This is a genomic window from Streptococcus suis, from assembly GCF_002960625.1.
GTDB lineage: Bacteria > Bacillota > Bacilli > Lactobacillales > Streptococcaceae > Streptococcus > Streptococcus suis_T.
Genome location: NZ_POJH01000028.1, coordinates 42,981 through 52,144, shown reverse-complemented (window position 1 = coordinate 52,144; position 9,164 = coordinate 42,981). Strand labels below are relative to the sequence as shown.

9 protein-coding genes and 1 other annotated feature are annotated in these 9,164 nt (G+C 42.1%); of the genes, 1 reads left to right on the top strand and 8 read right to left on the bottom strand.

Annotated features, from left to right (window positions below; all coding sequences use genetic code 11):
• Nucleotides 1-153: 153 nt before the first annotated feature.
• On the bottom strand, nt 154-1,014 hold the full coding sequence (thrB, locus tag C1G49_RS05170) for a homoserine kinase (RefSeq protein WP_105124878.1): 861 nt from the start codon (nt 1,012-1,014) through the stop codon (nt 154-156).
• A gap of 3 nt (nt 1,015-1,017) precedes the next feature.
• On the bottom strand, nt 1,018-2,304 hold the full coding sequence (locus C1G49_RS05165; protein ID WP_105124877.1) for a homoserine dehydrogenase: 1,287 nt from the start codon (nt 2,302-2,304) through the stop codon (nt 1,018-1,020).
• A gap of 105 nt (nt 2,305-2,409) precedes the next feature.
• On the opposite strand from C1G49_RS05165, the gene C1G49_RS05160 reads away from it, so the two are divergent.
• On the top strand, nt 2,410-3,354 hold the full coding sequence (locus C1G49_RS05160; protein ID WP_161942087.1) for a polysaccharide deacetylase family protein: 945 nt from the start codon (nt 2,410-2,412) through the stop codon (nt 3,352-3,354).
• Between the two features lie 39 nt (nt 3,355-3,393).
• On the opposite strand, the gene C1G49_RS05155 is transcribed toward C1G49_RS05160, so the two are convergent.
• The 6 genes from C1G49_RS05155 to rplJ all read right to left on the bottom strand — a co-directional run bounded on the left by C1G49_RS05155 (nt 3,394) and on the right by rplJ (nt 8,924).
• A complete protein-coding gene (locus tag C1G49_RS05155; protein ID WP_105124876.1) occupies nt 3,394-5,163 on the bottom strand; it encodes an ABC transporter ATP-binding protein in 1,770 nt (589 codons plus the stop codon).
• Nucleotides 5,164-5,172: 9 nt separating this feature from the next.
• Complete coding sequence (locus tag C1G49_RS05150) at nt 5,173-6,909, bottom strand: ABC transporter ATP-binding protein (protein WP_105124875.1); 1,737 nt, start codon at nt 6,907-6,909, stop codon at nt 5,173-5,175.
• A gap of 281 nt (nt 6,910-7,190) precedes the next feature.
• Complete coding sequence (locus C1G49_RS05145; protein WP_002940680.1) at nt 7,191-7,433, bottom strand: KH domain-containing protein; 243 nt, start codon at nt 7,431-7,433, stop codon at nt 7,191-7,193.
• 21 nt (nt 7,434-7,454) lie between these two features.
• A complete protein-coding gene (gene rpsP / locus C1G49_RS05140) occupies nt 7,455-7,727 on the bottom strand; it encodes a 30S ribosomal protein S16 (RefSeq protein ID WP_105124874.1) in 273 nt (90 codons plus the stop codon).
• Between the two features lie 270 nt (nt 7,728-7,997).
• Nucleotides 7,998-8,363: a 50S ribosomal protein L7/L12 gene (rplL, locus tag C1G49_RS05135; protein ID WP_105117900.1), complete on the bottom strand. Its 366-nt coding sequence runs from the start codon at nt 8,361-8,363 to the stop codon at nt 7,998-8,000.
• Nucleotides 8,364-8,429: 66 nt separating this feature from the next.
• Complete coding sequence (rplJ, locus tag C1G49_RS05130) at nt 8,430-8,924, bottom strand: 50S ribosomal protein L10 (protein WP_002936486.1); 495 nt, start codon at nt 8,922-8,924, stop codon at nt 8,430-8,432.
• A 26-nt stretch (nt 8,925-8,950) separates the two neighbouring features.
• Nucleotides 8,951-9,085, bottom strand: a sequence feature (ribosomal protein L10 leader region).
• Nucleotides 9,086-9,164 lie beyond the last annotated feature (79 nt).

Sequence of the window (9,164 nt, the reverse complement as noted above, 5' to 3'; positions counted from 1 at the left end):
AATTTTAGGCAAAAACAGAACTTAGTCTGAGACTAAATTCTGTTGGTTTTATGCAGTTTTCTCAGAGTAACTTCTAGATGGACGGGAACTAGAACTTACTTTGAGAATTTACCGAAATTTTTATAAAAAAATCAGCTCTCGTGGAGCTGAATATTATATCACTTGAATACCCTTTGTATCCACCTGAAGAGGATGAACCGTTCCATCCAAGTCTAATTGTTCAAGGGCAGCTACAAGGGCAGCTTCCTTATCCTTTGAAGTCAAAACCATGACAGTTGGTCCTGCACCTGATAGATAGGTTGCGTAGGCTCCCAGTTCTTGTGCTGTTTGCTTGATTGGACAAAATTCTTTGACCAACAATTGACGGAAGGGTTCGTGGAACATATCTGACTGAATGGCCTTACCAGCCTTCTCCAAATCACCAGCCATCAAACTAGCAACAGCCACATTAGAAATGGCGCTAGCAGCAACAGCTTTTTTGTAGCCCATTTGCGAAGGTAGAACCCCACGACTTTCAACTGTGCGCAATGGGTAGTTTGGAATGAAGGCAACAAAACTTGCTTCTGGGAATTCTGTTACGACTGCCTGTACCTTTTTGTTGACATAGCTAGCAATAACCAGATTACCGTAAATTGCAGGAGCCACATTATCAGGATGACCTTCAATTTCAGTAGCCTTAAGCAATTTTTCATCTGCAGACATATTCAAGTCAGCCAGTTGGTTGGCCAACTCAATACCTGCTACAATAACAGAACTTGAAGAGCCCAATCCACGCGCTAAAGGAATATCACTAAACATTTTAATCCGATGAGGCTGGAGGTTTTTAGCTACCTTCAAAGCAGTTTTGATAAGAAGATTGTTCTTATCTGACGGCACATGGTCAAGATTGTGTTCGATGACCCACTCATCCGTCTGCTCTAAAACTTCAATGGTCAAGTATTTTGAAAGGGCAACACCAACTGAATCAAATCCTGGTCCGATATTAGCAGATGTTGCAGGGATAATAATTTTCATACCTTATTCTCCCAACACCTTAAATGTATTTAAGACTGTAAAGTCTGATTCTTGAGCCAATTTAGCAGTCACATTTTCTAATTGTGTCTTGCTCATTTCATGAGTTACAATGACCAAGCGAGCAGTTTCACCATTGGCAGCTTGTTGCAGAATTTGCTTAAAGGAAATCTCCTCAGAATTGAAAATCTCTGCCAAACGAAGCATTTTTCCATTCTTATCTGGTGCAACAATTGAGAAATAGTACTCACTTTTAACATCGCTTGGAGCAGCTAATTGAAGCGGACGGCTGTATTCGTTAAAGGCTTTGCCGATAGTTTTGTCTTTCAAACGACGAACGATACGAATAATATCTGCTGTAACACTTGTTGCAGTCGGCTTTTGACCTGCACCTGGTCCATAATACATAGATTGGCCGATACCGATTGATTCCACAAAAACAGCGTTCATCACACCATTTACGCTAGCCAGTGGATGATTTTTCGGTAGGAATGTTGGGGATACCTCGGCAGAAATACCTGTGGTGGTTTCTTGAATATCTCCCACTAGTTTGATAACATAGCCCAATTCTTGAGCCACTGCCACATCCTCTGGCGTGATAGTTGAGATACCCTTGTGAGCCACATGTTCAAAATCAACTGTCATACCAAAGGCAAATTGACTGAGGATAACTGCCTTGTAGGCTGCATCAATACCCTCAACGTCATTGGTTGGATCTGATTCTGCATAACCAAGTTCCTGAGCTGTTTGAAGGGCTTTTTCATAGGTCCAGCCTTCATCCACCATCTTGGTCAACATGAAGTTTGATGTACCATTCAAAACACCAAGGATACGAGTAACCTTGTCAGCAGCCAATGAGTTAACCAAAGTACGCAAGATTGGAATACCGCCTGCTACAGCAGCCTCATAATAAAGTGCCAGCCCCTTTTCTTCAGCCAAGGCACGTAATTCGCTACCATGAACCGCCAACAAATCCTTGTTCGCTGTAACAATATGCTTACCTGCTTCCAAGGCGCGTGTGATAAAGGTTTTGGCTGGTTCGATACGGCCCATCAATTCAACGACGATGGCAATATCTTCATCAGCTAAAATCTCGTCAATATTTGTAACAAAATTATAGTTATGTCCCGCAGCCAACAAGCGTTCTTTCTCTGCATCATCTTTGACAAGAACTTTTGCAACCTCGATACTGTCCTGCGCTGCCTTTTCAATCTTTTCTGTATTCTCAGCTAATAAAAACGGCACGCCACTTGCAACTGTACCAAAACCTAATAATCCAATCTTAACTACCATGTGATCTCCTTTAGAAAGTATTTCTCCCATTATATCAAATTGGCTAACCATTTGGCAAAAAATTTGATATAATTGTTATATACATATTTATAGGGAGAATTTCTCATGAAACATTCCAGACTGAATACTCTGAATAGAAAACAAAAGCGAAAAAGAAGGACTAGAATTGAGCGTTTCTTAGACCTACTCCCCCTAATTGTTTTGTTTACCATACTTGGCTTCCTCATCTTTCAAGTCACACAACAAATAACTGTAAAACATGCTAGCACTTATTCCTCTAGCACGCAGATAAAAGAAACTACTGCTACTGCTACTACAACATCCAACACTTCTAACTCAACTGCTATTACTTGGGAAGTTCAGTCTGAACCTGTCAAACTGCCTATTCTCATGTACCATGCCATTCATGTCATGGCGCCTGAGGAAGAAGCCAATGCAAATTTGATAGTAGATCCAACAACATTTGAAAGTCACCTCAAAGCCTTACAAGAGGCAGGCTATTACACCCTTTCACCTGAAGAGGCCTATAAGGTGCTTACTGAAAACGTCCTACCAGCTGGGAAAAAAGTGGTCTGGCTAACCTTTGATGATAGCCTATGGGATTTCTACAGCCACGCCTACCCCCTGCTCAAGCAGTATCAAATGAAAGCAACCAACAATGTCATTACAGGTTTTACTGAGTATGGACAGGCTGGACACCTGACCATTGAACAAATCAAGGAAATGCAGGCAGCAGGGCTCTCCTTCCAAGGCCACACTGTCAACCATCCTGACTTGGAATATAGCAGCATAGAAACGCAAATAACTGAATTAACCTCGTCCAAGGCCTATCTAGATAGCCAATTAAATCAAGAAACCATCGCCATTGCCTATCCAGGTGGACGCTATTCAGCTGATACCGTTGCCTTGACGGAGCAAACTGGCTACAAGCTTGGCGTGACAACTAATAACGGCTTGGCTTCAGCAAGTGATGGGCTACTGACCCTCAATCGCGTTCGAATTCTACCAACTACTACAGCAGAAAATCTACTAGCTGAAATCGCCTATTAAGTTCAAAACTCCCCTGTCTTCACTGACAAGGGAGTTATTTTATTTGGATTGACTAAACTGACTTTGATACAGATTGTAATAGAAACCTTTATCTGCCAAAAGACTTTCATGATTACCTTGTTCGATAATCTGCCCATCTTTCAAGACTAAAATCTTATCCGCTTCTTGAATGGTTGATAAGCGATGGGCAATGACGAAACTTGTCCGCCCCTTCATCAAGCGTTTCATGGCTTTTTGAATTAAGAGTTCCAAACGTGTATCGACTGAAGAAGTCGCTTCATCAAGGATCAGAATAGCAGGATCCGCCAACAAGGCACGCGCAATGGTCAAAAGCTGTTTCTGACCTTGGGAGATATTACTGGATTCCTGGTTCATTTCCATATTATAACCGCCAGGCAGGGTACGAATAAAGTGGTCAACGTTGGCGGCTTTGGCAGCTTCCACAACTTCCTCATCCGTCGCATCCAAGCGTCCAAAACGCAGGTTTTCCTTGATGGTTCCTTCATAGAGCCAAGCATCCTGCAAGACCATACCAAATTGACTACGGTAGGATTGACGGGAAATATTTCGAATGTCCTGACCATCCACTTTGATAGAACCTGATGTCACATCATAGAAACGCATGAGAAGATTGATAAGGGTTGTCTTACCTGCTCCTGTTGGTCCAACGATGGCCACCATTTCACCTGGTTGAACATCAAGATTAAAGTTTCGGATGAGGGGCTTATCTTCTGAATAGCCAAATTCGACCTGTTCAAAGCTGACTTGTCCGGTCAGACTAGCTGTCAACTCCAGCGCATTGGCGTCTTCTTCATCAAGCTCATCTAGGACTGAAAAAATGCGTTCAAGGGAAGATTTAGCAGACTGCAACTGGGGTGCCAACTGGGTCAAGGTTTGGACAGGCTGAGAAATCTGCCAGACGTATTGGACGAAGGCCTGCATATTACCCACCGTCAATGTACCTGCAAGGACTTTCAGACCAGATAGCAGAGCCACGACGACGTAGGCAATGTTTGACAAGCCGTGTACCAGGGGCATGAGCAAGCCAGACATAAAACTAGCCTTGAAGCCAACTTCCTGCAAGTCAGCAGTTATCTGGCGAAATTCTTGCGTGGACAGTTCTTCACGACCGTAGAGCTTGAGGACGTTAAAACCAGTGAGGTTTTCTTGGACAAAGCCATTCAAACGACCAAGCGCATCAGCCTGTTGCTTGAAATAAGGCTGGGATTTGCCCATGACAAACTTGGAACCAAAGTAGGTCACAGGAACCAAGGTCACGACCACAAGAGCTAGTGAAACATCTAGCCAGAAACACATGAAGAGGGCTAGGGAAAGGGTCAATACAGCATTAACTAGCTGGAGGAAACTTTGTTGCAGGGCATTCGACACAGTTTCCACATCGCTTGTAAAACGTCCAAGTAAATCACCATACTGGTGCTTGTCAAAATAAGAAACAGGAATTTTGTTAATCTTATGGCTCAAGTCCTGACGCAGTTCCTTGGTCGCCCCCTGCACTGCCTTGGTCATAAAATAGTTAGAACCATAGGCACCGATTTCATACATCAGAGCGCGCAGGGCATAGATGGCAAGCATGATGGCGATGTAGGAATAGTTTAGTTGAGCCCCTGCTACTCCATTTGCCATGTCCAGCAAATTCTTGGTCAATTCTGTGATGATAAGCCCCAACACAAAGGGTTCCAAGGCATTCATCACTGCACTGATGGTCTTCAGAAAAACAGCTAAATAGACAGAAGATTGGTAACGACGTAGGTAGCCCCAAACACGGGTAAATACTGATGAATTCTTCATACATTCCTCCTATTCTTCTATCAAGGATTGACGGTTAAGCTGGGAGTTGGCAATTTCACGGTAAATCTCATTGCTTTTCAACAATTCATTGTGGGTTCCGCGACCAACGATTTCACCCTCGTTTAGCACGATAATCTGGTCGGCATCCATAATGGTTCCGACCCGTTGGGCAACAATCAGCACCGTCGCATTTTCTGTCACTTCTTTCAAGCGAGCCCGCAAAATGGCATCTGTCTTATAGTCCAAGGCAGAGAAGGAATCATCAAAGATATAGATATCTGGCTGCTTGACAATGGCACGGGCAATGGACAAGCGTTGCTTCTGACCACCTGACAGGTTGCTACCGCCCTCTGCTAAGTGGGTGTCAAACTGCTCTTCCTTGCTCTCGATAAAATCTTTGGCCTGGGCCACATCCGCCGCCTCATGCAACTCCGCCAAACTCGCATCCAGCTTCCCGTACTTGAGGTTTTCCGCGATGGTTCCGGTAAATAGCAGAGCTTTCTGCGGAATAAAGCCAATTTTGCTGCGAAGTGCCTTTAGATTGTAACGTCTGACATCCACCCCGTCCACCAAGATTCGTCCTAGTGTCACATCGTAGAAACGCGGAATCAAGTTGACCAAGGAAGACTTACCAGAACCTGTTGAACCAATAAAAGCAATGGTTTCACCAGGCTTAGCTTTGAAGGAAATATTGTGCAACACAGGCGACTCTGTTTCACCAGGATAGGCAAAAGTCACATTTTCAAATTCTAAGTAACCACGAGTGTCTGTTTCAGTTATGCCGTCTTCATTCTTAGAAATGGAAATGGGCATGTCCAAGACTTCCTGAATCCGTTGGCTCGATACTGACATCCGTGGATACATGTTAAACAAGTTGGCAAAGAGCAAGAATGAGAAAAGCGCGTGGAAACTATATTCTATAAAGGCTACCAAATCACCGATTTGCAGACTGCCTGTTTTCAAGGGTTCCAAAGCAAACCAGACAATGGCCACAATCATAGCAATGATAATCTGCACAAAGAGAGGCTCTGTTAAACCAGTCAGATTAAAGAGTTTTTTGGATGTTTCTGTGTATTCTTCATTGACTGCCGCAAAACGCTCCTCTTGAAATTCTTCCCGAGTAAAAGCTCGAATAACCCGCAAGCCCATGAGGTTTTCACGAACATACTGGTTGATGGTATCCAAGCGTTTTTGCTGTGTTTCTGATAGAGGGCGGGTTTTAGTTGCTACATAGAAAATAACGATAACAAGAAACGGCATGGCTACTGCGACTGTCCAAGCTAGACTCGGACTGGTTACCAAGGTCATAATGACAGAAGCAATCATCATCAAAGGAGTGATAATTCCCAGCTTCAATACCATCTCCGCAAACTGCATCAAGACAAAAGCATCATTAGTCATACGAGCAACCAGAGAAGAAACACCAATCTGCTCATACTCGTTATGAGAATAGTCCTGAATTTTCTCGTACAAATCATTTCGAATATCTTTGACGATATTGGTTGTCAACTGACCAGCTGCATAGGCAAGCGTTATTCGTCCAAGAATTCCAAGCAAGACGATTAAGCCCATCATGCCCGCCCAATAATAGAGCTGACCAACATCATTTTTTGTAATTCCTTGGTCAATCATTCTCGCCAAAAATGTCGGCAAGCCCAAGTTTACCACTACAAATAAGAAGGCTCCCAACAAGTCCAAGGCAATCCACTTAGGATATTTTTTCAAATAGGTCCAAATCAGATTCATCTTTTCACCCTTTCTATATGTTCATACTCAATGAAAATCAAAAATAGACCAACTCTAAAGGTTCGTGGAACCTTTGGAGCTTGGTGATAGAGCGAACATCTTTGATTCTCTGAACGGATAGAAACCTGTTACTATTTTGTTTCAAGGTAACAGGATGAAAACCTCCACTGGAGCTTTTCACTCATCAAATCAAGTCAACAATATCTGCTTTTGATTTTCAAAAAGTATAAAAAGGGGCATAGCCCCTTTATCTAAGTTAAAAGCCACCAAATGGTGACTTTCTATTCTTTCTCGTCAATCACTAAACGAACTTTTTTATCACTTGTTGGAACAGAGTAAACAATCGTTCTGATTGCAGAAATTGTGCGTCCTTTTTTCCCAATGATACGGCCAATATCAGATTTATCCAAATCCAAATGATATTCTAAAAATTCAGGTGTATCAACAATTTTAATTGTCAAGCTATCAGGCTGTGAAATCAAAGGTTTCACAATCGCAATAATGAGATTTTCAATCATGTCCATAAGTGTTCTCGCTTACTGTTCTTATTTAGAGAATTTTTGCTCGTGGAATTTCTTCAATACGCCAGCGTTTGAAAGAAGGGCACGAACTGTATCAGATGGTTGTGCACCTTTTGCCAACCACTCAAGTACACGCTCTTCTTTAAGAGTTACTGAGTTTTCAGCCAAAAGTGGGTTGTAAGTACCAACTGTTTCGATGAAACGACCATCACGTGGTGCACGTGAGTCTGCAATGTTAATACGGTAGAAAGGTTTCTTTTTAGAACCCATACGAGTCAAACGGATTTTTACTGCCATTTTAAAATGTTCTCTTTTCTTTATTTTTTTATTCGGTGAAATAGCAGAGCTATTTAGCACATGTTCTATTATAACACACTCTAAGCAGGTGTCAAGAAAAAAACTTGACAGATATTAAAAAAATCCATCCATCTTAAAATTGATTGGAAAATAGTATGATGTATTATGGTTAAATGGGATAATTTGCCCCTTTTCAGACAAGAAGAAAAACCGCCACTCCGAAGAATAGCGGTTTAATCATGTTTTTAAGCTACTTGAGTAGTTACTCGATTATTTAAGAGTAACTGAAGCACCAGCTTCTTCCAATTTAGCTTTGATTTCTTCAGCTTGAGCTGTTGGAACACCTTCTTTAACAAGTGCTGGTGCACCGTCAACAAGTTCTTTAGCTTCTTTAAGACCAAGACCTGTGATTTCACGTACAACTTTGATAACGCCAACTTTTTTGTCGCCAGCAGATGTCAATTCAACGTCAAATGAGTCTTTAGCTTCTTCAGCAGCAGCACCAGCTGCAGCAACAGCTACAGGAGCAGCTGCAGTTACACCAAATTCTTCTTCGATAGCTTTAACAAGGTCGTTAAGCTCAAGGATAGTAGCTTCTTTAATTTCAGCAATAATGTTTTCAATGTTCAATGCCATTGTGATATTCCTCCAATTTAGGTTTTTTAAATAGTTTGTAGCACTAAGCAGCTACGCTCTGACGCATTAAGCAGCGTCTTCTTTTTCTGCAACAGCTTTGACAGCGTATGCAACGTTGCGAACTGGTGCTTGAAGTACAGAAAGCAACATAGAAAGCATGCCTTCGCGGTTTGGCAATGTAGCAAGTGCTTCGATTTCTTCTTTAGAAGAAACTTTACCTTCTACAGCACCACCTTTGATTTCAAGAGCATCAGCAGTTTTCGCGAAATCGTAAATTGTTTTAGCTGGAGCAACTGCATCGTTTGAGAATGCAACCGCAGATGGACCTACAAACAATTCTGCAAGACCTTCAAGACCAGCTTGCTCAGCAGCACGACGTAAGATTGAGTTTTTGATAACTTTGTACTCAACTTCTGCACCACGCAAGTTACGACGGAGAACTGTATCTTGTTCTACTGTCAAACCACGAGCGTCTACAACAACGATAGATGTTGCAGCTTTCATTTGCTCAGCAACGGCATTTACTAATTCCGCTTTTTTAGCGATAATAGCTTCACTCATTTTTTTACCTCCGTTTTTATTTTGGGCTAGGCACAAAAAAATCGTACCTAAACCTAGACACGAAAGTACAAATACGTTTATCTCAATAATCGTTTTGTGCCTCGGTAGGATGTTTATGAGTCCAGCTCCCCTACTGTCTTAGGTCAGTTTTTTCAAACCTCAATTATCATAACACAGTATCTTCAATAATGCAAGACTTTTTTATTATTTTTTTACTTTTTTTCCTGCTAGGCTAAAAAC

Bases quoted from the DNA above. Each gene is read 5' to 3' on its own strand.
- C1G49_RS05155 (WP_105124876.1), bottom strand. From the start codon at position 5,163: ATGAAGAATTCATCAGTATTTACCCGTGTTTGGGGCTACCTACGTCGT.
- rpsP (WP_105124874.1), bottom strand. From the start codon at position 7,727: ATGGCAGTAAAAATCCGTTTGACTCGTATGGGTTCTAAAAAGAAACCT.
- rplJ (WP_002936486.1), bottom strand. From the start codon at position 8,924: ATGAGTGAAGCTATTATCGCTAAAAAAGCGGAATTAGTAAATGCCGTT.
- thrB (WP_105124878.1), bottom strand. From the start codon at position 1,014: ATGAAAATTATTATCCCTGCAACATCTGCTAATATCGGACCAGGATTT.
- C1G49_RS05150 (WP_105124875.1), bottom strand. From the start codon at position 6,909: ATGAATCTGATTTGGACCTATTTGAAAAAATATCCTAAGTGGATTGCC.
- rplL (WP_105117900.1), bottom strand. From the start codon at position 8,363: ATGGCATTGAACATTGAAAACATTATTGCTGAAATTAAAGAAGCTACT.
- C1G49_RS05145 (WP_002940680.1), bottom strand. From the start codon at position 7,433: ATGGACATGATTGAAAATCTCATTATTGCGATTGTGAAACCTTTGATT.
- C1G49_RS05165 (WP_105124877.1), bottom strand. From the start codon at position 2,304: ATGGTAGTTAAGATTGGATTATTAGGTTTTGGTACAGTTGCAAGTGGC.
- C1G49_RS05160 (WP_161942087.1), top strand. From the start codon at position 2,410: ATGAAACATTCCAGACTGAATACTCTGAATAGAAAACAAAAGCGAAAA.